General features: G+C 35.3%; 25 protein-coding genes. 19 read left to right on the forward strand and 6 right to left on the reverse strand.

Annotation, left to right across the window (positions count from 1 at the left end; genetic code table 11):
- Positions 1-23: 23 nt before the first annotated feature.
- The 5 genes from HCX49_RS05590 to HCX49_RS05610 all read left to right on the forward strand — a co-directional run bounded on the left by HCX49_RS05590 (position 24) and on the right by HCX49_RS05610 (position 3,594).
- A complete protein-coding gene (locus HCX49_RS05590) occupies positions 24-206 on the forward strand; it encodes a hypothetical protein (protein WP_156169766.1) in 183 nt (60 codons plus the stop codon).
- A gap of 257 nt (positions 207-463) precedes the next feature.
- Positions 464-760: a hypothetical protein gene (locus HCX49_RS05595; protein WP_021189596.1), complete on the forward strand. Its 297-nt coding sequence runs from the start codon at positions 464-466 to the stop codon at positions 758-760.
- 160 nt (positions 761-920) lie between these two features.
- Entirely contained in the window at positions 921-1,220 is a 300-nt protein-coding gene (locus tag HCX49_RS05600) for a hypothetical protein (protein ID WP_206368258.1), read from the forward strand.
- 429 nt (positions 1,221-1,649) lie between these two features.
- Positions 1,650-2,735, forward strand: a complete 1,086-nt coding sequence (locus HCX49_RS05605; RefSeq protein WP_021189594.1) for an ATP-binding protein — start codon at positions 1,650-1,652, stop codon at positions 2,733-2,735.
- Positions 2,736-2,868: 133 nt separating this feature from the next.
- Positions 2,869-3,594 (forward strand): hypothetical protein, encoded by a 726-nt coding sequence (locus HCX49_RS05610; protein WP_021189593.1) that lies wholly within the window; start codon positions 2,869-2,871, stop codon positions 3,592-3,594.
- 247 nt (positions 3,595-3,841) lie between these two features.
- On the opposite strand, the gene HCX49_RS05615 is transcribed toward HCX49_RS05610, so the two are convergent.
- Both HCX49_RS05615 and HCX49_RS05620 read right to left on the reverse strand, forming a co-directional pair.
- Positions 3,842-4,999 (reverse strand): zinc-dependent alcohol dehydrogenase, encoded by a 1,158-nt coding sequence (locus HCX49_RS05615; RefSeq protein WP_021189592.1) that lies wholly within the window; start codon positions 4,997-4,999, stop codon positions 3,842-3,844.
- Between the two features lie 87 nt (positions 5,000-5,086).
- Positions 5,087-6,091 (reverse strand): SDR family oxidoreductase, encoded by a 1,005-nt coding sequence (locus HCX49_RS05620; protein WP_168127040.1) that lies wholly within the window; start codon positions 6,089-6,091, stop codon positions 5,087-5,089.
- Positions 6,092-6,965: 874 nt separating this feature from the next.
- Here HCX49_RS05620 and HCX49_RS05625 point away from each other — a divergent pair.
- The 6 genes from HCX49_RS05625 (at position 6,966) to HCX49_RS05650 (ending at position 12,955) form a co-directional block, all read left to right on the forward strand.
- Positions 6,966-8,093, forward strand: a complete 1,128-nt coding sequence (locus tag HCX49_RS05625; RefSeq protein ID WP_168126444.1) for a glycosyltransferase family 1 protein — start codon at positions 6,966-6,968, stop codon at positions 8,091-8,093.
- A complete protein-coding gene (gene glf / locus HCX49_RS05630; protein WP_168126445.1) occupies positions 8,086-9,189 on the forward strand; it encodes a UDP-galactopyranose mutase in 1,104 nt (367 codons plus the stop codon). The genes HCX49_RS05625 and glf overlap by 8 nt, the downstream gene beginning before the upstream one ends.
- On the forward strand, positions 9,179-10,396 hold the full coding sequence (locus HCX49_RS05635; protein ID WP_168126446.1) for an amine oxidase: 1,218 nt from the start codon (positions 9,179-9,181) through the stop codon (positions 10,394-10,396). Before glf ends, HCX49_RS05635 begins: the two co-directional genes overlap by 11 nt.
- Positions 10,397-10,479: 83 nt before the next feature.
- Positions 10,480-11,646: an acyl-CoA dehydrogenase family protein gene (locus tag HCX49_RS05640; protein ID WP_168126447.1), complete on the forward strand. Its 1,167-nt coding sequence runs from the start codon at positions 10,480-10,482 to the stop codon at positions 11,644-11,646.
- Complete coding sequence (locus tag HCX49_RS05645; protein WP_168126448.1) at positions 11,646-12,374, forward strand: PIG-L deacetylase family protein; 729 nt, start codon at positions 11,646-11,648, stop codon at positions 12,372-12,374. The genes HCX49_RS05640 and HCX49_RS05645 overlap by 1 nt, the downstream gene beginning before the upstream one ends.
- On the forward strand, positions 12,371-12,955 hold the full coding sequence (locus HCX49_RS05650; RefSeq protein WP_168126449.1) for a class I SAM-dependent DNA methyltransferase: 585 nt from the start codon (positions 12,371-12,373) through the stop codon (positions 12,953-12,955). Before HCX49_RS05645 ends, HCX49_RS05650 begins: the two co-directional genes overlap by 4 nt.
- On the opposite strand, the gene HCX49_RS05655 is transcribed toward HCX49_RS05650, so the two are convergent.
- Positions 12,925-14,109 carry a glycosyltransferase gene (locus HCX49_RS05655; RefSeq protein ID WP_168126450.1) on the reverse strand — a complete coding sequence of 395 codons (1,185 nt, stop codon included), beginning with the start codon at positions 14,107-14,109 and terminating at the stop codon, positions 12,925-12,927. The two genes, HCX49_RS05650 and HCX49_RS05655, sit on opposite strands and share 31 nt — an antisense overlap.
- Positions 14,110-14,552: 443 nt before the next feature.
- Between HCX49_RS05655 and HCX49_RS05660 the strand changes: the two genes are divergently transcribed.
- Complete coding sequence (locus HCX49_RS05660; protein ID WP_168126451.1) at positions 14,553-14,930, forward strand: hypothetical protein; 378 nt, start codon at positions 14,553-14,555, stop codon at positions 14,928-14,930.
- Positions 14,931-15,235: 305 nt separating this feature from the next.
- Positions 15,236-15,757 carry a ferritin-like domain-containing protein gene (locus HCX49_RS05665; RefSeq protein WP_132767880.1) on the forward strand — a complete coding sequence of 174 codons (522 nt, stop codon included), beginning with the start codon at positions 15,236-15,238 and terminating at the stop codon, positions 15,755-15,757.
- 259 nt (positions 15,758-16,016) lie between these two features.
- Here HCX49_RS05665 and HCX49_RS05670 read toward each other — a convergent pair whose 3' ends face one another.
- Both HCX49_RS05670 and HCX49_RS05675 read right to left on the reverse strand, forming a co-directional pair.
- On the reverse strand, positions 16,017-16,238 hold the full coding sequence (locus tag HCX49_RS05670; RefSeq protein WP_132767882.1) for a hypothetical protein: 222 nt from the start codon (positions 16,236-16,238) through the stop codon (positions 16,017-16,019).
- Positions 16,239-16,334: 96 nt separating this feature from the next.
- Entirely contained in the window at positions 16,335-16,835 is a 501-nt protein-coding gene (locus HCX49_RS05675) for an RNA polymerase sigma factor (protein ID WP_168126452.1), read from the reverse strand.
- A 415-nt stretch (positions 16,836-17,250) separates the two neighbouring features.
- Between HCX49_RS05675 and HCX49_RS05680 the strand changes: the two genes are divergently transcribed.
- The 6 genes from HCX49_RS05680 (at position 17,251) to HCX49_RS05710 (ending at position 21,519) form a co-directional block, all read left to right on the forward strand.
- Positions 17,251-17,934: a DUF6766 family protein gene (locus HCX49_RS05680; RefSeq protein ID WP_132767886.1), complete on the forward strand. Its 684-nt coding sequence runs from the start codon at positions 17,251-17,253 to the stop codon at positions 17,932-17,934.
- 342 nt (positions 17,935-18,276) lie between these two features.
- Positions 18,277-18,933 (forward strand): response regulator transcription factor, encoded by a 657-nt coding sequence (locus tag HCX49_RS05685; RefSeq protein ID WP_168126453.1) that lies wholly within the window; start codon positions 18,277-18,279, stop codon positions 18,931-18,933.
- Positions 18,934-19,354: 421 nt separating this feature from the next.
- On the forward strand, positions 19,355-19,867 hold the full coding sequence (locus tag HCX49_RS05690) for a hypothetical protein (protein ID WP_168126454.1): 513 nt from the start codon (positions 19,355-19,357) through the stop codon (positions 19,865-19,867).
- Between the two features lie 52 nt (positions 19,868-19,919).
- Positions 19,920-20,102, forward strand: a complete 183-nt coding sequence (locus tag HCX49_RS05695; protein WP_168126455.1) for a hypothetical protein — start codon at positions 19,920-19,922, stop codon at positions 20,100-20,102.
- A 365-nt stretch (positions 20,103-20,467) separates the two neighbouring features.
- Positions 20,468-20,677, forward strand: a complete 210-nt coding sequence (locus HCX49_RS05700; RefSeq protein WP_168126456.1) for a hypothetical protein — start codon at positions 20,468-20,470, stop codon at positions 20,675-20,677.
- A gap of 206 nt (positions 20,678-20,883) precedes the next feature.
- The gene (locus HCX49_RS05710; RefSeq protein WP_168126457.1) at positions 20,884-21,519 is read left to right on the forward strand and encodes a hypothetical protein; all 636 of its coding nucleotides are present in this window, start codon (positions 20,884-20,886) and stop codon (positions 21,517-21,519) included.
- Between the two features lie 366 nt (positions 21,520-21,885).
- On the opposite strand, the gene HCX49_RS05715 is transcribed toward HCX49_RS05710, so the two are convergent.
- On the reverse strand, positions 21,886-22,740 hold the full coding sequence (locus tag HCX49_RS05715) for a TraB/GumN family protein (RefSeq protein ID WP_168126458.1): 855 nt from the start codon (positions 22,738-22,740) through the stop codon (positions 21,886-21,888).
- Between the last annotated feature and the right edge of the window lie 293 nt (positions 22,741-23,033).

A 23,033-nucleotide genomic window follows, 5' to 3' on the forward strand; every position in this document is an offset into this window, starting at 1 on the left:
GACCTATGCCTTTATGGATACAAATGGAGAATACTACAGCCGAATTTATATCCATATCTCAACTGTCCGAATTTGTACCCCAGTTATTCAAAGAGATGAATGAAATAGTGGAGGATCAAGTATTTATAGATAGTCAAGCCGCGCTCTTCCGTTATTTCGATTTCCTGGACAAAGGTCAAGCTATAGCAAGTACAGATGAGCAATGAAGCAATTTGGAAAGATGATTATTCGTGGCGGATATGGAGATATTTGTTGGTGCATAATTATTTTTTCTTGATGTAGAATGGTAGATAAATGTATTCGTCAACCTTTAGATCAATTGCTAGCAATTCTATTTATCACCCTTTAGCAAATGAAAGATTTCTTCTATCGAATAATCAAGTACATCATGCGAATAGATATCTTCTGAAAAAATTGATTAAACTAATTGTATTTTAGTGGTAAGTTATACGTTAAAAAGCAAATGAGAAAAAAATTAATCAAGCATTTATTTGTAAGACTTTTAATTGGTGCAGCACCTATGGTTTTTTTTGCAATAGGAATGTTTGCTAAAGGAGAGAGTGGCAACAATGGTATGTCGCTAAACTTGGAGAAATTTTTACCGGTTTGCCTAATTTTAATTTATGTTTCTTTTCTAATTATTAATGGGCTTAATCATTTTGTAAAAGGTAGAGTCGGTTATGGATTGTGTAGTATTAGTACAGTTGTCATTTTAGTTGTGGTATTTTTATACATTATGTATTTAGAACATCTGGTATGAAAAAACGCTCAAAATATTATTTTTACTGATAAATTTTATAGCAAGATCTGTCGCGCATATATCGAAAAATATCGAAGCTATTGGCAATATTTATCATGTAAGTCCTAAATCCGAAGACAATATTACAGTTGTTGATTTTTTTGAAATTCTTCAAGATGAATTGGGTATAGAATTGGAAGCAGTACCCCATAAGGAATGGCTTTCTTTGTGGGAGTCGGATGAAGATAGTCCACTCTATCCATTTTTAAGTTTATTTGCTTTCAAAGTACATGATGATAAATCTATCATTGAGATTCATCATCATGTACTTAATTTTGATATCAGCAATACGTTAGCATTCCTTTCGAATAGCAACATTCAAACCACTAAAGTGGATAAAGAAATGTTATCACATTATTGTAAGTATTTGGGAGTTTTAGAAATGAACTCTTATCTATCCAATTCGCAAGAAACGGAATAATTTGTTTTATATAAATCTCATTAAAATAGAACGTCACTTTACAAAGATGAGATTTCATGATATATCTCTTACTTTTACACGGAAGAGATATATCATGATACCAACAGTTCAAAACCCTTATATGATACATACTAATTTCCCTATCATCATCTGTTCGAATTTTATGAAGTGGTGAACAATTGGTTTACTATTATCTAGCATGACCTTGCCAATTGCCAAATTTTGTAAATCGTTTCGACCTCAACTTGCAATTTTAAAGTTTTAATAGTAGAATTGCCCGGTTAAATTCATATTTTAATTCATAAAACTAATTAAAATATTTCTTTTAATAACCGTTTATAATTTTTGACAACATTTTTCGTTTATATTTGTTTATACTTGATCCCAACCTAGACCGAAAAGTATATTTATTATTAGATATATAAGAACATGAATTCAAAAACTGAACAGTTAAAAGAGCTGAGTCAGCTTAATGACGAACTCGAAAATTATTTCAGAAATACGATTATACCACAGCTTTTTGTGGATGCAGATCTCCTGTTACGTAAGTTTACACCTCCTGCGATGAAGCATTTCGTGCTTAAAGAAGAATTTATCGGAATGCCAATAGCAGATATCCAGGATAATTTTAAATATCCTAACATAATCAATAATATTCACTCCGTTATTGCTACGGGAAAAATGCTGGAGAAGGAAATCCAGACCACAGATTTGCGCTGGTACCAGATGAATATATTACCCTATATTACCTTTCGGGAAGGTAAGACAAATGGTGTGATTATCACTTTTGTAGACATCACGGCACGAATTAGAGATTTAAAAGAGCATGAAAAGCTGATTTTAGAACATGAATTGTTATTAGACCAGCTCGCTCATGATATTAAAAGCCCTTTAGCAGGTTTAATGCTCACATGTGAATACTTTAAAGTACTTCCAGAAAAAAAGAGCACCAAATTCTTAAAGATGCTTGCTAATCTAGAATGCGGACTATCCAATATAAAAAGAGTACTTTCAGATTTCACTGAAAGTCACTGGGGAAAACAAAAATATCAATCGGCAACGGAACTAGTCGATTTACCTCATATATTGGATGATGTCATGTTAGCATTAGCGCCACAGATTTTAGAATCTAATGCTAAAATAGTTCATCGATTTGAAATCACAGAGATCAATTTTGTGAGACGTAAACTTCGTAGTGTGTTATATAATCTATTGAGCAATGCGATTAAATATACACCGGTAGATCGTAAACCTGAAATAGCGATTTACACCTTTGAAGAAGATGGATTTATGGTTATCAGTGTTACAGATAACGGAATAGGTATGTGCAACGAAGATTTATTAACTGTTTTTGAAAAATTTAAAAGAATATGTGCTTCTGTCGAGGGTACGGGAGTAGGGTTATATTTAGTCAATACTATTGTTAAAAATGCAGGTGGTAAAATTACTATAACAAGTACACCTGGTGTTGGGTCAGAATTTAAAGTTTATTTAAAATTAGACAGTACTCAATAATTTTTAAGATTTATAAGTGTAGGCTTTTTCTGTGAAATCATCGGTATCAACCCTATCAATAGTCAGATGTGCCACCCTTAGACAGGATGGCCCTATGCAGCAAAGTTTGTTTTAGTTATATAAGTAAAATCTTATGAAATTTGTACCCCTGAGCAGAGTCATACTATTAGAATTAAAACGTAACGGTTATAATATTTTAACATCTAAAAATACAGTTGACGACGAAAACCCAACGTGGTATCCGTTAACTGTACCTGATGTTGATGATTATTTGTTACAGCTAGACTGTAGTGGAAGTATTGTTCCTGAGGAGGGGCAAGTGCTATTAGTAATTGAAGATGCACTAGACAATATACATGAAGGTCAGCTTCAGGGAGAAGTATTTATAGAAATAGACAATTTAGGGGAATTGGAGGATAAGATCCAGTTTTATGGCAAGAAGTATCAGTTTATCTCAGATCCAGAATATTATGTTTTTTCATTCGATCCAAAGCGGGTCTTAATTCGCAATTATGCCTTGCGTACTGGCAATCATCTTTTGTATTTAGCTTATATTGGCGTAAATTATCCCACCCATGTCATCGATGAGATTCGAGATCTTGAAGATCTAACCCGTTCCCTGATCTGTTTAGATCAAGAACAGGCAAGAGAATGGTTTAGAAAACATGATGTTACTATGGTACAATCAGATATTTCGATATTCGAAAAGGATGCTATTTTAACTATATTTTTACTTGGAACGGAGCAACAAATAAAGATTCCTTTAGAAGACAAAGACGAACTGATTTATAATTTGATGCACATAGAAGATCTACTTCAACTCCGTGATCTATTTTGGATAGATCCGCGCATAAATTAACGGATCATAATTTTAGTATTTTTGTCTCAGTTAGTCCAGTTCATTAAGGGTTCTATTATGGGTATATATTGTTACATATCTAAATTTAAAACATCTCGCTTTAGTTTCATTTCCATTCAGGGAAATTGAATTAAAAACGAAAAGGGCTTATGATTATAAAAATTCATAAGCCCTTTTTTTGAAGATAGTTTTTCATTGCCCTTGAAATACTGACCATCTTTTTTATAACCATATTTAAGAAATATAGTTAAGGTTTAAGTACCACCTTTACACAATCTTCTTCTTTTTTATCAAAAATTTTATAACCATATGCTGCATCATCCAGTGATAGGCTATGTGTAATAATATCATCAAGTACAACCTTGCCATCATTAACCAGGCCAATAAGTTTGTCAATATAATTCAGTACAGGAGCCTGACCCTGCTTTATGGTGATGCCCTTATCAAAGACCCGGTGGAGGGGGAAGTTATCGTAAGTCGAGCCATACACGCCCATGATTGATACGGTTCCCATTCTTCTTACCGCCTCAAAGCAGAGATCGAGTACCTTCATCGAGCCCATTTCAAAATTGACGGTTGCTTTAACTTTATCCATAAAAGTACGTTCTGGTTCAAATCCAACTGCATCTACACATACATCGGCCCCTCTTCCTTCAGTCATTGCCCGTATTGCTTCTACGACATCGACTTCATTAGGATTAAGTATTTCAACGTTGTTAACAGCTTTGGCTTTTTGAAGCCTATAATTTAACGGATCGATAGCTATAACACGTGCTGCACCATTAAGCCATGCTGCCTTCTGTGCCATTAGTCCAACAGGGCCAGATCCGAAGATAGCTACTGTTTCCCCGCCCTTAAGTGCGGCCCAGTCAATTGATGACCACCCTGTAGGAAAAATATCCGTTAGGAAAAGAGCTTGTTCATCGCTGAGATGATCTGGAATTTTACGTGGACTAATATCAGCGTAAGGAACACGCACATACTCTGCCTGGCCGCCGGAATAACCACCATATAGATCGGTGTAGCCAAATAATGCCCCACCTTTCTGGTCCATCAAATCGCCATTAGGACCGTAGTGTTTAAAATTTGAGTTTTCACATGCAGGAGAAGCCTCATGTTGACAGAAGAAACACTGTCCACACGAAATCGGAAAAGGCACAACAACACGATCACCACGTTTAAGGTTCGTAATTGCAGATCCAACTTCCTCGACTATCCCCATGAATTCATGGCCCATGATGAGAGGTTCTTTTTGAGGAACTGCACCGCTCAGAATATGTAAATCCGAACCGCATATCGCCGTTGATGTGACTTTGAGAATAACATCTCTGGGATCAAGAATTTTTGGATCAGGGACATTGTCGACTCGAATATCACCTGGTTTATGGAATACTGCTGCTCTCATATATTTATACTTTAGAGTTTATTAATCAAATTTTGTATTTTATTGCCACTATCTTTCTCTACCCATATTTGCGAGCAGAATGCTGAATTATGGTTGACCTCCGCCACCAGCAGATCCATAAATCTGTCCTGTGGCATAACTGGCATCATTGGCTGCAAGCTGTACATATATTGATGCCAATTCTGCAGGTTGACCAGGTCGTTCAAGTGGTGTGTCACCACCGAAATTGACAAGTTTTTCCATTGTTGCGCCGCCGCTTACTTGCAAGGCGGTCCATATTGGACCTGGAGCTACACCGTTAACACGGATTCCTTTAGGTCCAAGCTGTTTTGCCAATGAGCGTACAAAACTTGTATTGGCAGCCTTCGTTTGTGCATAATCGAATAAATCTGGAGAAGGGTCTGTCGCTTGCACAGAAGTGGTAGCAATAATAGAAGATCCTGGCTTTAGATGGGGTAGAGCTGCTTTAGTAAGCCAGAAAGGAGCATAAACATTGGTTTTCATTGTAGCATCAAAATCATCCGAACTGATGTCAAGAATAGATGGTCTAGTTTGTTGTCGACCTGCATTGTTGACAAGAATATCAAGCCCACCAAGTCCATCTACAGCGTCTTTAACCAATTTTTTACAAAAATTTTCATCGCGCAGATCACCAGGAATTGCCAATGCTTTGCGGCCTTCTTTTTTAATCAGCGCAATCACCTCTTTGGCATCAGCTTCTTCAGCAGGTAAATAATTAATGGCTACGTCTGCACCTTCCCGTGCGTAGGCAATGGCAGCAGCTCTGCCCATTCCGGAGTCGCCACCTGTGATCAATGCTTTACGTCCTTTTAGTCTACCTGAACCTTGATAAGACGTTTCGCCATGGTCTGGTCTAGGATTCATTTGGCTAGCAAGTCCTGGCCATGGCTGAGATTGTTCTTTAAATGGAGGTTTGGGAAACTTCATTCTCGGATCTTCCATAGCATATTCAAGTTTTTGGACATTTGACGCACCCGCGTTTCCCACTAAAGGTGTAACTGCTAATGTAGCAATTCCAGCTCCGATACTGCCGATTATTTTCCGTCTACTGATTTTGTTTTCTTCCATCATCATAGCATTAGATTTTATTAATAATTTCTGGATGTTTCTGACGTTCAACACAGTAATGAAGATCGTCGTATAAACGCATTTTAATTTGCAGCTTTACCATCCAATCAAGTTTTTTTATTCTATCATAAAATAAACATGCGGAAACACTTGAAAGTTGTCAGGTTAAATACTGGTTTTAGCGATTTATATACCCTTATTGAAGGAATTAGGTGATATCAAAACTATAGATTTTAAAAAAATATATTCCCCAGAAATTAACATTTAATTGGTCCTACTCATATTTCGATATTAGCTTATACATAATGACGCTTTCGAAATGGTCGTTTAAATCTAACGATCTCGGAAGTAAAATATTTCGATTATGCGATCTTTAAGAATGTAAATGTATTTTTTTAAACTAAAAATTTCAGTAATTACAGCTGAACTTTTTTCCATCATCGTTTGTCCTTATAGCAAAATGATTTAGAGCTGCTAAAACAGTTCTTGCAAAAACCATTAACAAAATTTTAAATCATAACAGATGATTAAACAAAAAAAATCAGCTCCGGAGTAACACCACAGGTAGATCATATGAAAGTCAATAGTTCATAGCTAAACCTATTGCAGAGTAAGATCTGCAAGGAACGTTATTATTTCATTGTAAAAGGAGGATCTATTATGGTTATTATCTTTTGAAACAGTTCTATAACCAACAATTTCGCAACCTAGTACGCTGGCTATTATCCCAGCAAATCATTTGAGCACAAGTTTAACTGATATTTATTGAAATTAATATCAAATAATGGACTGTATCTAGTTTATTATAATGTTTCGTTTTTAGCTATATTATAATTAATTAGATTAATAAAATCACTAACAATTAAATTACATTACCATGCATAACTTATTATGTTTTAGTCATCTGTCCTGGAATTTTGTTTACCAGCGGCCCCAACATCTTTTATCCAGATTTGCTAACACTTATCGGGTATTTTATTTTGAAGAACCCAGAATCGGACATACCGATATGTACAGCGTTAATGTCCAGGATAATGTTTGTATTGTAGAACTCATGATTACTAGTCATGATCCAACTACTAATTATAGAATCCAAATTCTAATCAATCAACTTTTAGAAGAATATAAAATTAAACATTACAGCTGCTGGTATTATACCCCAATGGCCCTTCAGTTTACCCGGAATCTTACACCGGATATTATTATTTATGATTCGATGGATGAGCTATCCGCGTTCAGATTTGCTCCACCACAATTGTTAGAGCTGGAAAATGAGTTGTTCAGTAAAGCAGATGTAGTTTTTACAGGAGGACATACACTGTACCAGGCAAAGAAAAACAGACATCATAATATTCATGCGATGCCAAGCAGTATTGACAAAGAACATTTTGTACAGGCAAGAAGTGTTCAGAATGATCCTGAAGACCAAAAGTCTATTGGCTTTCCGAGACTAGGATTTTTTGGTGTTGTAGACGAAAGGTTTGACATTGAATTACTACGTACAGTTTCGGCGCAACGTCCAGACTGGCAATTTGTAATTATAGGGCCTGTTGTAAAGATTAATCCAGATGATTTACCTAGGGCCTCCAATATACATTATTTAGGTCCAAAAAATTATGCAGAATTACCATCTTACATTGCCCATTGGGATATCGCTCTTATATTATTTGCTTTAAATGAATCCACAGAATTTATAAGTCCCACAAAAACACCTGAATATCTAGCTGCTGGTAGACCAGTCATATCAACTGCAATAAAAGACGTTGTGCACCCTTATGGTAGTGCAGGTTTAGTTCAGATTATAGATAGCCCCAATGACTTTATTTCAGTGGCAGAAAGAATATTTGCTAGCACTGAAAAAGATCAATGGTTGAAAATGGTTGATCATTTTTTAGAGAATGATTCTTGGGATCACACCTTTAATAAAATGAATGCACTTATTAATAAAGTAAAAATGAATAATAACCACATTTCAACAGTACAAAAGGAGATCGATCATGTATGATTTTTTAATAGTAGGTTGCGGATTTGCCGGCGCAGTTTTAGCAGAGCGTCTTGCAGCAGAAGGAAAAAAAATATTAATTGTGGATAAACGGGATCATATTGCAGGGAATGCCTATGATTATTACAACGAAGACGGTATCCTAATTCATAAATATGGTCCTCATATTTTTCACACTAATTCTGAGGATGTTTTTCGATATCTAAGTAGATTTACCGAATGGCGGCCTTATGAGCACAGAGTATTAGGCAGTGTAGATGGTTTATTGGTTCCTATTCCCATTAACCTGACCACTATTAATGAGCTTTACGGTAAAAATCTGACTTCAGATGAAGTTACTTCTTTTTTAGCATCAAAAGCTGAAAAAAGAAATCCTATTCTCTCTTCCGAAGATGTTGTCTTGAATGCCGTTGGAAAAGAATTATATGAGAAATTTTTTAAAGGATACACAAAGAAACAGTGGGATCTTGATCCATCTGAACTGGATGCTTCAGTGACTGCCCGGGTACCAACCCGAACCAATAAAGATGATCGTTATTTTACAGATAACTTTCAAGCTATGCCTAAACACGGTTATACAGAAATGTTTAAAAAAATGCTATCACATAAAAATATTAGCATTATGCTTCAAACGGATTATAAAGATATTATTGATGTCATACCTTTTAGAACAATGATCTATACAGGTCCGATAGATTCGTACTTTGATTATTGTTATGGTAAATTGCCATATCGTTCCATTGATTTTAAATTTGAAACTTTTAATCAGGAAATATATCAGGAAACTGGGACAATCAATTATCCAACTTCTAATCTTTATACGCGCATTACGGAGTTTAAATATCTAACAGGACAAAAGAATCCGAAAACTACAATTGTATATGAATATCCTACTGCCGACGGAGACCCATATTATCCTATTCCGAGAAAGCAGAATCAGGATGTTTATAATCAATATAAAAAGCTTTCGGAAGAACATCCTAATGTATATTTCACAGGCCGTTTAGCGACTTATAAGTATTATAATATGGATCAAGTAGTAGCACAGTCGCTTGCACTATATCGCAAAATTAAGAATCAGGAAATATATGTTAATTAATGATTTTTCAGGCACCCATCAGAATCCTTTTAAAAGTTTTCTGATGGGTGGATTTGAGTGTGCCGATCACCTTAATGCATTTGGAAACAGAGTAGATCTTTTCCACGCTTCAGGGCACGATATCTATTTGGAAGAAGACTTCGATCAGTTAAACGGACTTGGTATCCAAACGGTTCGTGAAGGAATTAGATGGAGTCATGTTGAAACTCAGCCATACCAGTACGATTGGTCAGTAGTAGAGCAAATTATCCACGTATCGCAACGTAAAAATATTCAAATAATCTGGGACATCTGTCATTTTGGTTTTCCTGATGATCTGACGCCACTTCATCCCATGTTCGCTAGGAGATTTAGCCATTTATGCCGTGCATTTGTTACCAAATATCGGAGTTTGGTTCCCAATGGACCATTAATAGTGACTCCAATAAATGAAGTAAGTTTTCTTTCTTGGCTTGGAGGTGATGTCAGGGGAACGTCTCCTTACTGTGTCGGGCAGGGGTGGGAGGTTAAATATTCGCTAATGAAGGCTTATATAGAAGGAATAGAAATGATGAAAGAAGTTGATCCATCCATGAGAATATTGGTCACGGAACCTTTAATAAGCATTGTAACCTCCGATCCTGCGAATATTTTGTCACTTGTCGAAGCTGAAAAAAAGCATATCGAGCAGTTTCAAGTTCATGATATTCTCTCTGGCGCGATGTGTCCGGAGTTAAGAGGTAAGCCTGAATACCTGGATATTATTGGCGTTAATTATTATTATAATAACCAGTGGATCAATGAGACGCATGAATTCTTACCATGGGGAGAAGAACCGGCTCATCCTTATTATCGCACACTACATTCTTTAATTGAAAGTGTTTTTCAACGCTATAGAAGGCCAGTCATCATATCTGAAACTAGTCATCCTAAAGAAGATCGAGCCAAATGGATTGAGTCAATAACAAAGCAGTGCATATCTATAATTAAATCAAAGATTCCTCTTTTTGGATGCTGTATATATCCGGTTGTCGACCGACCAGATTGGGATAATTTAGATGAATGGCATCACAGTGGTCTCTACGATATCTTTAATACAAATTCTTTGGAAAGAGTATCTGATATAGCTAGTATCATTGCTATTTCAAAATTTAAGAAACACATTAATGCAATTCAGAGCATAACTGATAATTTTTATTATCGGAATAGTGGATTAAGTGTAGGTTGATAAACCAGTTATACTTAAAACATAAGTTATTTTCATCATATTTTATATGAAATTAGTAAGCAGTGAGGTAAATTTTAGAAAAAATGAATAAATCTAAATTAGAAAAATTGGTGATTTCCGCTCAAATTATAGGGAAATCATCACTTTCTGAAGCTGCAGAAACTGACTCAGTGAGTTGCTTTGCGGAACAAACTTTGGCAAAAATAAAAGATACTGAACTTTTAACAGCATGTGTTCCAAAAAAATATGGTGGTCATAATGTAGGTTTAAGGTCAGGGACTAATTTGGAATTGCTAAAAATTCTGAAATATATTGGCAAAGGCAATTTAGTTATGGGGAGAATATTAGAAGGACACTTCAATGCACAGCTCTTAATCAATCAATTTGGCAGTGAAAAACAAAAAAAGCTTTTTGCAGCTGATGCGTCGCAAGGTAAACTCTTCGGTGTCTGGAATACTCAATCAGAGGTTGGTACTTTCTTATCAAAAAAGAAAAATGGTAGTTATCATTTAGATGGTTCTAAAACTTTTGCGACAGGTAGTGATTATGTAACCCGACCAATCGTGACAGCCGCTAAAAAAGATGGATCCTGGCAAATGTGTGTGGTTCCATTAGATGAAGCAAATGTAATAAGTGACCCCAGCTGGTGGAATCCAATGGGAATGAAAGCGAGCAGAAGTTTTAAAATGACGTTTGTCAAAGCCCATATTACAAAAATAAATCTATTGGGATCAGCAGGAGACTATTATTTGCAACCTAGCTTTAGCAGTGGGGCAGTACGCTTCGCTGCAGTTCAGCTTGGTGCAGCTGAGCAACTTTTGGATGAAACAAGAAATTATCTTAAAGCCTTAAATAGGATACAAGACCCTTTTCAAAATATGCGCTTAGGTCAAATGGCGATCGAAGTAGAATCAGGAAATCTATGGCTAAATGCTGCCGCTACAAGAATGGATCATTATATGCAAAAGCCCACTATAAAAGAGGGGGAACATTTTATAATTTATGCCAATATGATGCGCACTGCTATTGAACAGATCTGTACTGAAGTAATAAATCTTTGTCAAAAATGCGTGGGGGCGAGGGGGCTTAATAAACCATATCATTTCGGAAGGATCATTCGTGATCTCAGCACCTATTTGAGGCAACCCGCACCCGATGCCGTATTGGCAGATGTAGGTAAATGTCTTTTACACTCCAATATTTCTTCTGGCAAAATCTGGGATCTAAGCTTTAATAAAACAAAAAGTTAATGTTACACTTCAATTTTGATAATATCCAAATTTCGTCGGAACATTGTGTTATAGGTTTTGGAACAACACTCATAGTTGCTCCGCACGCCGATGATGAGAGTCTGGGCTGTGGGGGAGTTATTTCACTTTTGCGAAAATATGGTCAGACTGTTTATATCGTCTTGTTGAGCGATGGGACTTTGTCACATCCGAATAGTAAAGAATATCCAGCGGATAAATTGAGAGATCTACGTGAGAAAGAACTGGTCAATGCCGCTGGCATTCTTGGTGTATCTGCAGAAAATATTTTTTTCTGCAGATACACAGATAGAAATGTACCTTCAAGAAATGATGATGAATTTGAGAAAGCGGTAGAAAATATATCTACCATGCTGGACATGCTGCAGCCTCAAACTATCTTCGTTCCTTGGCGTCGAGATCCACATCCTGACCATAAGGCTGCCTTTCAAATATTAAGCGCTGCAACAACTCCAGGTATTACAATTTATGAATATCCGATTTGGCTTCAAGAATTAGGAAAAGCAGCAGATAGGCCTACCAGTGACGAGTCAATGGCTTTGTGTTTAGATATTACCACTGTACTTGCTAAGAAACAAGAAGCTATTGCGCAACATCGTTCTCAAATTACTGATTTGATCAGTGACGATCCGGGGGGATTTCGTCTTGCGAAGGAAATGCTTAGTCAATTTAATGTACCGTATGAGACTTTTTATATAACCAAACAATGAATCAAAAACAATCTTTAACTTCTGACTATTTCAATGCTGTCTATGAGAGTAATGAAGATCCATGGGATTTTGAAACCAGCGAATATGAGGCCGCAAAATATGTGTCTACAATAGCAGCTTTGCCGAATAAACATTATGAAAGTGTTTTAGAAGTTGGTTGTTCTATTGGAGTTCTCACCATGCTTCTAGCGCAGCATAGTACCAATTTGTTGGCTATCGATGTTTCACAAAAAGCATTAGATATTGCAGCCAGACGATGTGAAAAAATAAGTAATATTACTTTTAAAAAAGCAAGTTTTCCAAAGGAATTGCCTGAGCAACAATTTAATTTAATCATGATCTCGGAAGTAGCTTATTATTTAACAGAAACAGATTGGCAATCTGCTATAGGCTGTTTGTATGCCAGACTACCGTCTGGCGGTCATGTAGTTTTAGTACATTGGCTTCCGGAAGTTCACGATTATCCTCAAACAGGTGATCAAGTACATGATACTTTTCAAAAATTGATGCAGCATAAAATGGAAAATATTTTCTCCACTAGGGCAGAAAGTTATAGGATAGATGTTTGGGGTAAATTATGATGAGCGTATTCTTTAAGTTTGATCATTAAATCTTTAATTGCTTTATCAATATATACAGCAGGAAATTCCTCTTGACCATTGACTTGCTTTGATTTGATTATTTTTTCATACCATTCTCCAAAATATCTCGAATTTTTAAAAGTCTCATACATTTCGTCATTCAAGGCCATTTCCAGAGCTATTTTTCCTACCTCTTGATAGAAATCGAAGTCGGGGCGTTCTTTTATTTCCCACAAGATCATGAGGTTTTTCTTTATTGTGAGCCTATTGATAATAGACGGACAAGATTCCACAAAATATTCGTCGACCTGCTTTCCCAAGTTTTTCCATTCATTCAATTGGTAGGAAAGGCCTATTTCTGTTCGACCTATGCATCTTGCAGAAGTGTAAACTTTCACTTTCCAACTATGCCGAATTTTAGCATCAACACTTTCTAGACGTTCAAAAAAAGCACAGTCCTCAAGTTGGTTTACGACAGGAACTCCTCCAGATCTATAATAGCAATCGGTGGTAATAGCAAAACTACCGTTGAAATGTTGATGATGTCTCGGTAAAGGGTCAAAAGATGAATTGATAATTCTAGCTTCCAGTTCCGCAATCAAAAGGTGATATTTTTCGTCTTTAAAATGGTGCAAACGCGTATATTCATCAAGCCCCTCCAGCTCATCATCAGCTAGTAAAATTCTCCCACCCACACACTCTGCTCCATTTTCAATTTCCCAATAGGTTTGAGCAATCCAATCTTGAGCTACTATTGTGTCGCCATCAGTGGTCAGGATGATACCACCACCATTTTTAGCTAGTCTTAAATAGGCACATTCCATAAGTTTTCTACGTACATAGCCAATATTAGCTTGTGCGGATGGTAATGTTATCTCTTCTAGATAAATGTTCAGATCTGGATGTTTGGTTTGAAAATCTTTAATATATGCAACTGAATTATCAGAACAATTATTGGCCAAGATCAAGATTTCAAATTGATCTACCGGCAGTGGTTCCCCTAAAATATTAACTTGTTGTGCAAAGGAATTGAGTGTTTTTACAATGTACGTTTCCTCGTTTTTGACTGGGATTACTATAGAGCTTTGTATGGACGGCAAAATCTCTAATTGCGAGAATAAAATGTCGTTTTTATTTGGAGAGAAATTGTTCATATTATAGTTATTATTTAGGTGCAGTGGTAACTTACAAATGGTTTAAATATAAAGGTTTACACAGTTACTTTAAAAGTTGCTTGTACCATCATTCAAACCTCGGAGATACAATTATTTCCATGTTAATTTATTACAATTCTAATGCCATTTTGTAATAATGTAGCACGAAAATAAAGTATATAACCTATTAAATATTATGTCATTGAAGATGATATTAGGTTATAAAATAAAAACAAAAACTCACAGTTTTAACCTCTTTTTTCATTATTTTTATACATGATAAAGTAAAAGAAAATGTAAAATTTATTCTCGGACTCTCTTTACTTTAACATGTGCGATTACCGAAAATAAAAATTCTATCAATAAGGTCTGATTACCGTACTGAAAAATTTATTAGCATGATTAATATTAAAATCAAACGAGAAAAGATGAATGCTGTTTTTATGAAACATCATTTAAAAGGTTTGCCATTCGATGCTGTCATACACCATTTCAGTGAAAAAGATGAAAACGAACATATACACGACCATCCATTTAGTTTTACCACGCATATTTTAAAGGGCAGTTATGTGGAAAAGATTTATGAAATTCACGAAGACGGAACTTATACTTTTTCAATACATCATAGGCAAGAAGGAAGTTCACATTTCGTTTCAGCAGAGACGATTCATGAGATTATATCGCTACCAGAAGGGGATTGTTTTACGTTAATTAGGCCGTACGAAAGATTTAGAGATACCTATTTTTACAGATTTGAAAACGATAAGGTTTTCATAAGACGCTGGAACCAGCGTAAATTTAGAGAATTTGCAAAAAAGTGATTAAATAGTCAGCAGATTATTCTTGGAGATCTTTCCCTATCATGAGCGTCTAAAGGGGAGGTATGTAGCAGATCTTCTGGTCCAGTTTGAAATATACGACATTGCCGGGGAGGAGTCATCTTTTGACATTCCAGGATCAGATCTGCTGAGTAGCGATCGCAGAATTATCTTCCAATCGTCCTTATCGAGGACCGTAGTTTTTACCTGACATTTGAATTTTATACCCAATATTAATCATCGGCTAAACTATAACCAGATTCAAGCGGTTCTTACTGTATCTAAATGTTAAATTAAACTATAAGATTATGGCTAGACAAAACAAATCTAACGAAATGCCAAATGCACATTTACATGAGTTATTTGTCGATGAATTAAAAGATATCCTAGGTGCTGAAAGACAATTGCTAAAAGGACTGAAAAAATTATCGGAAGGAGCACATAGCGATACACTGAAGGAAGCTTTTAAAACACACTATAAGCAGACCGAAGGCCAGATAGAAAGGTTAAAATCAGTATTTTCCAGTTTAAATCTGACCGCGAGGGGTAAAAAATGCAAAGCAATGGAAGGTCTCTTAAACGAGGCTGAGGAAATTATGGAAGAATTCCAGGACAGTCCCGAGGTGTTGGACGCGGCCTTGATTTGTGCAGCTCAGAAAGTTGAGCATTACGAAATTGCAAGTTACGGTTGCTTGGTTACTTATGCCAAACTGATGGAACACTCGGAAGCAGAAGAACTTTTGGCTGCTACACTTGCCGAAGAGAAAGAAACAGATGTTCTCCTAACCGAAATTGCGATGGACGAAGCCAATGTAGAAGCTGCTCAGTAAAAGTTTGACGGATAAAATTTTTAAATAAAAAAGCTGGTTCTATGTAGCCAGCTTTTTTTATTTTTAACCACCAAAAGTTAAACAATTTGTTCAATTTCCCTTAAGATTGAAATCTTTATCACCTACACATACGTTTAAAAAAATCTCCAAGCACTAATGGTGATAACATTGTCTTGGAGATTAAAATATACAAACTACGTAATAACCTAAGTTTAGTAGAGCAAGAGAGCCGTTTTCTTACCAGAGGATTGATGTTTCCTTATCGAGTGGTTGGGAGGACACCATTTGATGATTCCGCCGAATTTGAATCTCGGTACTCAATGGTGCTACTCGTATCTTGCATGCTGGTATCCGGATGCAAGCCTGTATCCGAAGGCAAACTATCCATATTATTTTGATCTTTATTATTTGTACTATTACCACAGGCTGATACTAAATTTATACCCATTAGAGCAACCAAAATAAATTTCATTTTTTTCATGATTAAATTGTTTAGTGAAACCTTATTATTATTTTATCGAGTTATAACTTACTGTACAGATTTTGATCCTAACGATGCTTTGTCAGCAACCTCGTATCAATTGATCTCATACATTTTCAATTTTTGCTTTAACGTTTTTCTAATGACATGGATGCGCGATTTAACCGTTCCTTCAGGAAGATCATAAGTTTCCGCTATTTCCTGATATTTGTAGCCTTCCAGATATAATCGAAAGATGTCTGCATTTTCCTGCGATAAACATTCGGTGGCCCTGTTTATATCATCTTGTATGGTCTTGTTTTCTGTTTGATTGATTGCAATACTATCGAAATAATCGGTATGAACGTACTCATCGTAGATAGCACTTTTGCGCTTTTCGCGGCGGTATTGATTGATGTAGATATTTTTCATAATGACATAGAGCCATGTCATTAATTTAGGATCATTGATAAATTTATGAATTGATTTTAACGCCCGGATAAAGGTTTCCTGAACCAGATCTTCCTTTTCATCATAATCGGATGTAAACTGACTGGCAAAGTGGTTCAGCTGTTGTCTTTTTTCTTGGAACAAGACATTTAAATTTACATTTTCCATATAATTTACCTTATTAATATATTACTTAATTGATATTAAAATAACGTCTAATAAGCTATAATGGTTTAAGCTCGATAATCGTGAGGGGAAAAAAATAGCACAATGTGTATAAAATACGGTTGATGGTTTTACGTCAAAAAATGTGTATCATTTCAATTCCAAAGTGGTTTTTGAATTGGTTGATCTTTTTTAAAGCATTTGAAAGAGAAAATGAAAATAGGTGTTTGTTTTTACTAAATACGCATTTAACACATAGTTGGTGTAACACATAAAATTAATACTTTACATGTTTAAAAACAGGTTCTTATGTAAAAAATACTTTAAAATTATAATTAATGAACTTTTATACGAGATAAGGGATTCTTTGGTTAGAAATTTAAACAATATACCTATCACATTTAGTAAAAAGAGTAAGATGGAAAGTTTACAAAACAAAAATCAAAAAAAAACCTTTATGTATCGCAACAGTTTGTCTATTGTATTTATAGCGCTGTTTGTTATCGCGATAGGGGCACAAGTTTATTTTGGTTGGCAGGAACATAATCAGGAACTAGTTGAGCTGGGAGCACCATCCATAGCGTTGACCACCTATCTAACTAGTGGGCATTTTTTTTCGGCAACTTTTGAAAATTTCCAAAGCGAATTTCTACAGATGGCCTTATATGTTATACTTACCATTTCGCTCAGGCAGATTGGTTCCGCCGAGTCAAAAGATATCGAAAAACCCGAAGAAGTAGACCGAGACCCGGACCCCTCAAAGCCGGATGCTCCCTATGCTGTAAAACGCGGCGGCTGGAGATTGTCGATTTACCAAAATTCCCTGTCTATTGCTTTTGTCTTGCTATTTCTTCTCAGTTGGGCAGGACATCTATACGGCAGTTTTATGGATTATAATCAAGAGCAAATCCTTAAAAATGAACCCGAGAAAACTTTAAGCGATTTTTTGAAAGAACCTCTTTTTTGGTTTGAAACATTTCAAAACTGGCAAAGTGAATTTCTATCTGTGGCATCAATTGTAATTTTAACTATTTTTCTCCGTCAAAAAGGTTCTCCTGAATCCAAGCCCGTGGATGCCGGGCATCTGGAAACAGGTAAATAAGGAACTATATATTAAAGCTGGACATGGTTTCTTTTGGTAAGACCGTACATTTTCCACCCATTTTGGTTCAACATCCTTTAAGAGGCACAGTCATCTACCTCATCCAAGGAAAGGAGCTATCTCCGTAGGCGCCTCGTTTAACTTAATTTTAAAGGGACGCCATTAACTATCTTGAGAATGTTGCTTTTTATACAGCTCTACCAATTATCAGCAAACAACAAACATTACGGCTTTTCATTTGTAATATTATTATTACAAATAAGAGTGCTGTACGCTGTTATTCGGTGATGATTTAACTCTTCAGTGTGCCAATCTTATATTTTTTTACTAAAGAAGATTAAGATGATTAACATTATTTTAGCTGATGATCACGATGTTGTACTGACCGGTATGAAATTATTAATAGAATCTCAACAGGATATGACAGTTGTAGGAGAAGGGAAGGATGGTCATGCTGTATTAGAGATTTTGGAAACAAAAAATTTACCAGATCTACTTATTACAGATTTGAAGATGCCAGGTATGGACGGCTTGGAACTGGTCGCTCGGGTAAAGGATTTGTATCCAAGTCTAAAAATCATTATTCTTAGTATGGAAGATGATATTTCAAATATTATGAAAGCTTTCAATTTAGGAGCGAATGGGTATTTAACGAAAAATGTAGATTTTGACGAATTGTTTTTTTGCATTAGGCAAATCATGAAAGGTTTACAATATGTATGTGCTGAAATGACATTATCAATCCTTTCTAATCTTCAGAAATATCCTGCTACATATCAAGAGTCAAAGCAAATTATAACAGAAAGTGGACTGACAGAAAGAGAAATTGAAATATTACATCTCATCGGAGAAGGATATAGCAATATCGAAATTGCAGATAAACTTTTTCTGAGCAAACGTACCGTAGAGGGACATAGACAACGTTTACTTGAAAAGACCGCTCTTAAAAATACCGCCTCTCTGATTAAATACGCCGTGAACAGCGGGCTTATTGCTTAGACGACTGAAGTTTCATTTATTTCTATTAACTACCTTGCTGTAGGAGCCTCTCCTTTATATATAAATATGCCATTCAGAGCTTATGTTTATTTAAGGATCTTTAAATATGTGATTAGCTTTGGCCTTTTGTGTATGAAGTAAGTTTTTAAATTCATCTATCTGTGTGTCGAATCCAGGAGCGCGATTCTTGGTTAGTAAGCGCTGGGATTCATGGATTAAATTATAGATCAGTATTTTATCGCTCTTCTTATCTAATAATAACGAAATGGTCTGGATGCGCTGACTGATTTTTTGTAGTAAGCGCTCAGACGATAAAGAATTGTTGGGGATCGTTCCCTATCGAGAGCGTAAAAAAGGGAAGCGTGTGGCAGATCTTCTGGTCAAGGTTTAATTAAAAGACGGAAGCGAGAAGTGGATTTTAGTGAATACCGAAATCGAAGGCGGACATGATTCGGATTTCTCACATCGTATCTTTCAATATTTTTACAGGCTATTAGATCGTTACCGAGTTCCTGTGGAGACCATTGCTGTTTTTACTGGAGGGCGGTCACAGCCATGTACTGATGAATACCATTTTGCAGTTTTCCGTACGTCTTTACGCTTTCAGTATTTGAGCTATCAAATTTTTGATCATGACGAATCAGAGCTACTCGATATGGACAATATATTTGCGTATATTGTCTTGGCATGTCAGAAAGCTTTAGATGAAGATAAGGTTCCAGAACAGGAGCTCGCTGAGCAACGTAGTACAATCGCACGAAGGCTTATCGAGACCAATAAGTATAGTAAAGATCCTATAATCAGCTTTTTAGTTTTTTTAAAGAGTTTTCTTTTTATACGAGATAAAGAAATAAATAGTAACTTTGATCAATACATTTATCAAGTGACAGGAGGCACAATCCAACTCTCCATACAGCCACTATTTTATAATTAAATTGTATAGATACTCCAGATGGCCAATAAAAAACAAATCATTTACATATGAAATGGGTGTAATAGAAACAATCAAACGACAAGAAAGAGAAAAAGGAATTCAGTCTGGAATTGAAAAAGGCAAGCGAGAAGAATCTATTGCCATTGCTTTAGAATTCAAGAAAATGGGCTTGCCTATTGCAGATATTGCAAAAGGTACAGGTCTTACCATTGAAGAGATCGAAAAACTGAAATAAAACTCAGATCATATAAAAAACGTATACAGCCATTCTTAACAGAATGGCTGTATACGTTTAATACCATCCTTACGGCTTCCCGTATTTTTTAATCAAACCGATCACCACAAAATCCCATTTCAGCAACAGCTGTTAGTGGAGCCAATGCTTTGAGTGCAATCAGGAGCCAGCTTTGTAGTTTACTTAGCAGATTCCTTTGGGATTTTTCGTTGCGCTCTCCCGCAATTATAAAAACAAACTTCAGGAGCTTTATAAGAGCGTAGTAGCGTCTTTAAAACAAAATACCCGTAACTACCGGAAAGATGCCGTTATAGGCTTCAGCGCCAATATTGATGAGCTCTCAGGCAAAGGAAAACCGATAGTTTATGATCACCGCTATCGATACACCAGTATTGCTCAATCAGATTAAACATATACAAGTAGAATCAGTAGGTGGAGATATCGATGGATCTGTTATTAAGCTTGATGATAGAGCGCCCTACCGGTATCTTTACCATGGACAATGCGACAGCCGAGTTTATAGCCACATCCCGATTGACCTAATTTGTACCCTTGCTATTCAAAGCAATGAATGAAAGAGTGGAGGATCGAGTATTTAAATACTAATTTTTTTTCCATAATAGAATCCTCCATTATAAAACCATCACCAATATCAATGTTCTCTTCGCCGACTTTCTTAAAACCTATACCCCTATAAAAATCGATAGCAGAATTATCTCTATTCACATTTAAAGAAAGACTGTGATTTTTGTTTTTCATTGCAATATCTGTAATTGTTTTCATGTCTATAGATCAATTATTTGATCACGCTAATACGCGTTACGTAATCAAACAGTTAAATACTATTAATGGTAGCTTGAGTAAGATAAAACGAACGATTGATCATGATATAATGCGACTTCATTTTTTCAAATCTGTTGATGAAATAACTAGAAGAGCTTTTGTGCGAGATGATAGTGCTCTTTTGTTTTCAGAAACACGTAATTCTTTAGATATATCGATAGATCATCTCCTAGATTATTTAGTTGGACGAATGTTAACAGTGGGTTGGATAGAAGTTGATCAAGATATTAAATCCGATAAGGAAGTATGGACAAAAATGTTTAAATATTATTTTGATGAATTTAACATTTCTACTTTTTTAAGCTCCCGTACTGTAAAGACCAAATATGATGAGATACCATTTGAACATACCTGGAAAAATGGTCATATCAATTTTTTTGAGTCTGTAAACTTTGATCTTCAAAAAGAAGATACAATTAAGAATAAGGTACGTCGTTGGGCAGGCCAGATTGATGAGCTTAAAACTGTAGGAGAAGATTTACACCTTTATCTTTTGGCTAATATGCCTGATTCAAATGACCAGATGAGTACGTATATTTCATCGTTTTATCAGATAAATCGACAGATAATATAAAAGTGGATAACATTACTTTTTCGGAAGCAGATAAATTTGCGAAGGAATTAAACGAAGAGATTTTAACTCATGAGGATTAGTTTATTATGTAATCCGATCGAAGGAATGAACCTCAAGCGCGTGAAATTACAAACGCTAAGGCACATTCAGTTTTAAGCAGGCTCTTTGAAGTTGATGTTCCTGATAATAAAGGAAATCTCTGAAAAATGGACAATGCCAATGCACAATTGGGACTGACCATATCAAAAATATATATTAAATTTGGTGATAGACTAAAGCTGGATTTAAACTTTTAAAGAGAAACCAATGGCACAGTTGCTGGTACACTCACTTATTATAATTAGATTCAATTCATGAAAAGTTTTCCTAATTTACAATTGTAATCGTAAATCCTTTACTCTTCAATTCATCAAATATATTATTTTTATTGTCCATCGCATTTGTCAATTCTAAGGAAAACAATGCTCCACCATCTTTTATTTCTGAAATTAATTTCGATATTTTTTTAATGTGATTTTGTGCAATTGTTGCATTCTTATTTTTTGAGCTTAAAAAACTACTTTTAGCAAACAGTTGCTTAAGGGATTCTAGATTTTCAATTTCATAAAGATGTGCTTTTTCTTTTATTTCTTCTGAGATTTTAGGCTGATTATTTAATAACTCTATTATTTCAGCGATATAAAAATCTGTACCAAAGGAATTTAAATAGCCAAAAGTCTCGTTGATGTCAAGTAATTCTTTTGTTGGAATTCCATGTTCGTCTGCATATCTTCTAAAAATCTGTTGCACAACACTTGGAGTATTACATTCAGGAGAGACTTTTTTCATTAAAAGATTGTAGATTAATAATGGCTTTAATCTATTTAAAACTTTTTCATCCATATGCTGCTCTGACATCCTATTTTTCAATTTTAGGTAGTCATCAGCAGAAAGTAATTTTTGTATAGATGGTTCACCTTTTTTTAACATAAGAAACCCCTCGCTCAAATTGTCATATTTTTTATTACCCAGAGCATTTTCAGTATAATATACTTTGATTTCCCGAGATAGCCCAGAAGCCTTATTAAGAACTTTAGCAGGAATATCACAAATGCCAGAAGTTGTTAATACTATGTAAGAACTATTTTCAACACCATCTTTTGATATTTCCCAAACCAGCGAATTATTATTTGTATCCTGTGCTTGTGCATAAGAAAAAGCACTCAGCAGTATTAAAATCATGGAATAGTTTTTTATTGTCATTTCGTTTATAATTAATATTATATTAATGTGCTTGGAGACTCTCTTTCTGCAAACCTTTACTCGGACTATAATTATTGGTATAATGAAGCACAATTGCTTGTATCAATAAAACTTGTTTAGGAGGATTTTTCCCTTGTTAGAATCTAAAAGTACATTTTTTTTCCTGTTTAACAAGTACTTATCTTTTACTGATTCTCTGTTTTGAAAGAAAGCTTTTGATTGTCCTCCGTTTTCTGTGAAGTGTATGCTCCACCTCCGTAGAAATAGAATAC

Origin of the sequence: Sphingobacterium sp. B16(2022), assembly GCF_012030425.1 — a bacterium.
GTDB classification, from domain to species: domain Bacteria; phylum Bacteroidota; class Bacteroidia; order Sphingobacteriales; family Sphingobacteriaceae; genus Sphingobacterium; species Sphingobacterium anhuiense.

Coding starts and splice junctions, on each gene's coding strand:
- HCX49_RS05605 (WP_021189594.1), top strand. CDS start 1,650: ATGAATTCAAAAACTGAACAGTTAAAAGAGCTGAGTCAGCTTAATGAC.
- HCX49_RS05620 (WP_168127040.1), bottom strand. CDS start 6,091: ATGATGGAAGAAAACAAAATCAGTAGACGGAAAATAATCGGCAGTATC.
- HCX49_RS05700 (WP_168126456.1), top strand. CDS start 20,468: ATGATCACCGCTATCGATACACCAGTATTGCTCAATCAGATTAAACAT.
- HCX49_RS05610 (WP_021189593.1), top strand. CDS start 2,869: ATGAAATTTGTACCCCTGAGCAGAGTCATACTATTAGAATTAAAACGT.
- HCX49_RS05635 (WP_168126446.1), top strand. CDS start 9,179: ATGTTAATTAATGATTTTTCAGGCACCCATCAGAATCCTTTTAAAAGT.
- HCX49_RS05715 (WP_168126458.1), bottom strand. CDS start 22,740: ATGATTTTAATACTGCTGAGTGCTTTTTCTTATGCACAAGCACAGGAT.
- HCX49_RS05695 (WP_168126455.1), top strand. CDS start 19,920: ATGGGTGTAATAGAAACAATCAAACGACAAGAAAGAGAAAAAGGAATT.
- glf (WP_168126445.1), top strand. CDS start 8,086: ATGTATGATTTTTTAATAGTAGGTTGCGGATTTGCCGGCGCAGTTTTA.
- HCX49_RS05685 (WP_168126453.1), top strand. CDS start 18,277: ATGATTAACATTATTTTAGCTGATGATCACGATGTTGTACTGACCGGT.
- HCX49_RS05660 (WP_168126451.1), top strand. CDS start 14,553: ATGAAACATCATTTAAAAGGTTTGCCATTCGATGCTGTCATACACCAT.
- HCX49_RS05650 (WP_168126449.1), top strand. CDS start 12,371: ATGAATCAAAAACAATCTTTAACTTCTGACTATTTCAATGCTGTCTAT.
- HCX49_RS05665 (WP_132767880.1), top strand. CDS start 15,236: ATGGCTAGACAAAACAAATCTAACGAAATGCCAAATGCACATTTACAT.
- HCX49_RS05670 (WP_132767882.1), bottom strand. CDS start 16,238: ATGAAAAAAATGAAATTTATTTTGGTTGCTCTAATGGGTATAAATTTA.
- HCX49_RS05595 (WP_021189596.1), top strand. CDS start 464: ATGAGAAAAAAATTAATCAAGCATTTATTTGTAAGACTTTTAATTGGT.
- HCX49_RS05625 (WP_168126444.1), top strand. CDS start 6,966: ATGCATAACTTATTATGTTTTAGTCATCTGTCCTGGAATTTTGTTTAC.
- HCX49_RS05655 (WP_168126450.1), bottom strand. CDS start 14,109: ATGAACAATTTCTCTCCAAATAAAAACGACATTTTATTCTCGCAATTA.
- HCX49_RS05645 (WP_168126448.1), top strand. CDS start 11,646: ATGTTACACTTCAATTTTGATAATATCCAAATTTCGTCGGAACATTGT.
- HCX49_RS05640 (WP_168126447.1), top strand. CDS start 10,480: ATGAATAAATCTAAATTAGAAAAATTGGTGATTTCCGCTCAAATTATA.
- HCX49_RS05675 (WP_168126452.1), bottom strand. CDS start 16,835: ATGGAAAATGTAAATTTAAATGTCTTGTTCCAAGAAAAAAGACAACAG.
- HCX49_RS05590 (WP_156169766.1), top strand. CDS start 24: ATGGAGAATACTACAGCCGAATTTATATCCATATCTCAACTGTCCGAA.
- HCX49_RS05680 (WP_132767886.1), top strand. CDS start 17,251: ATGGAAAGTTTACAAAACAAAAATCAAAAAAAAACCTTTATGTATCGC.
- HCX49_RS05615 (WP_021189592.1), bottom strand. CDS start 4,999: ATGAGAGCAGCAGTATTCCATAAACCAGGTGATATTCGAGTCGACAAT.
- HCX49_RS05710 (WP_168126457.1), top strand. CDS start 20,884: ATGTCTATAGATCAATTATTTGATCACGCTAATACGCGTTACGTAATC.